Source organism: Christiangramia aquimixticola (genome assembly GCF_048285835.1).
Classification (GTDB): Bacteria; Bacteroidota; Bacteroidia; order Flavobacteriales; family Flavobacteriaceae; genus Christiangramia; species Christiangramia aquimixticola.
Genome location: NZ_JBLVTL010000378.1, coordinates 1 through 239, shown reverse-complemented (window position 1 = coordinate 239; position 239 = coordinate 1). Strand labels below are relative to the sequence as shown.

Genomic DNA, 239 nt, shown 5'->3' with positions numbered 1-239 from the left:
AAAGTTGAATTATCGCTAGCACCCGGAGCAAGGCTAATAGGTCCTCCGCTTACAGTTACTTTAGGATCGGTAACCTGGATGTTAGTCAGTGTTACATTTCCAGTGTTGGTAACAGTAAAGGTATACGAGATGGTTTCACCTGCATCGGCATTTCCATCGTTATTAGTATCGTTGAAGGTACCATCTTTAACCAGCGTCATAAGAGGATTCTGATCAATGGTAGTATTGGCAGTAGCGCT

At 43.1% G+C, this 239-nt stretch carries 1 protein-coding gene; it reads right to left on the bottom strand.

What is annotated here, in order from left to right:
- Positions 1 to 239, bottom strand: a 239-nt coding sequence (locus ACNKXV_RS14950) for a DUF7507 domain-containing protein (RefSeq protein ID WP_470269901.1), incomplete at both ends; no start/stop codon positions are given.